This window comes from Flavobacterium melibiosi (genome assembly GCF_048158545.1).
Lineage (GTDB): Bacteria > Bacteroidota > Bacteroidia > Flavobacteriales > Flavobacteriaceae > Flavobacterium > Flavobacterium melibiosi.
Window position 1 is genome coordinate 1 of record NZ_JBLNKU010000032.1, and the last position, 1,669, is coordinate 1,669.

Below are 1,669 nucleotides of genomic sequence, written 5' to 3' on the forward strand. Positions count from 1 at the left end.
TTCAACTGTAGCTTGTGCCGCTGATATCGTTACTCCGACTGTACCGGTGGTTACCGATAATTGTGGGAACGCTTTAACGCCTGCCGCTGCCGTGATTTCTGCAACACCTGCCTGTGAAGGAACCGTAACCTATACCTACACTTTCACCGATTGTGAAGGAACCGCACACGACTGGGTTTATACTTACTCAATTGATGATACTATTGCACCAACAGCAACAGTACCAGCAAATATTATTGGTATACAATGCAAAGCTGATATTCCAATTGCAAAAATCACTGATATAACTGATGAAACAGATAATTGTTCTGGATCAGTTACAGTAACTGTTAATGATACCAATGATGAAGGTTCTGGCTGCAAAGGAAGTCCATACATTGTAACTAGAACATATACTTTAAGAGACTGTGCAGGTAATTTAACTAATTTGGTACAAACCATTACTGTTGAAGATACTATTGCTCCTTTATTATCGGGTATACCTGCTAATACAACTGTTGAATGCGATTTTGTACCTACTGTAGAAATTGAAGCAAATATAAGTGCAACTGATAATTGTGACACAGCACCTATAGTAACTTATCTTGGTGAAGAACGAATAGATGGTAATTGTCCAAGCAGCTATACCTTAACAAGAACTTGGACAGCAACTGATGCCTGTGGTAATTCATCAACGAAATCACAAATCATCAAAGTTCAAGATACAACACCTCCAACTATTACACCTCCACAAAATATAATACTTAGCAGTGGGGCAAATTGTGTTACTGATATTAGCCCTACTATAACAGGCAATCCAACATACAATGACATTTGTGATTCAAATCTAGAGCCTCCTACCTATACTGATACAAATTGTTTTGGAAACTCAGATAATCAAGAAGTAAATGCTGGAAATGGTAATTATTTTCCATTTACCGTTTCAGGTTTTGATGGAATATCTGCAAGCAGTATTGAAAAAATTGCTTTAGCATTCGAAACAAATCAAGGAAAAGGAAGAGCAGAATTCACTTTAATTGCCCCTAACGGTCAAGGAATAATTTTAGTTGGTCCTTATTGTACAGGTGGAGCATGTGATGATGCAAATTCAAATACTAAAGAATTATACTTACCCATATTTTATCCTAATAGTTCTGCTTATGTAAAATGGAACAACAATAATTTTGTTCAAAATGGTGTTAGTCAAAATTTCACTCCATATGGAGCAACAACTTCAACAAATACAATTCCTGAATTGACATCGTATGTATCCAGCTTTGAAAACTTCTCAGGAACAATGAATGGAACTTGGTTAATTTATTCCAGAAAACAAGCTAGTGTAAATGGTAGTATTGAATTCAAAAGCGTTTGTTTAACACCAGCTTCATGTCCTGGAGATAAAATTATTTCTAGAACCTGGACGGTTACCGATGCATGTGGTAATACAGCAACCGCTAATCAAACTATAAAAATTGAAGATACAACTGCTCCGACAGCTTCTAACCCTGCTGCCATTACTCTTAGCGGTTGCAACGGAACTTTCCCTGCTGCTGATATCGCTCTAGTGACTGATGAGGCGGATGCCTGTTCAACTCCGGTTGTGGCTTTTGTTGGTGATAGTGCTCCTGCTTTAGTGGGTTGTACTGAAACTACGATCAGAACATACAGTGTGACGGATGCTTGTGGAAAC

The 1,669-nt window shown here is 37.9% G+C and carries 1 protein-coding gene; it reads left to right on the forward strand.

Features of this window, described 5'->3' with window-relative positions:
• Positions 1-1,669: HYR-like domain-containing protein (locus ACM55F_RS18750; protein ID WP_465245399.1), on the forward strand; the 1,669-nt coding region annotated here is incomplete at both ends.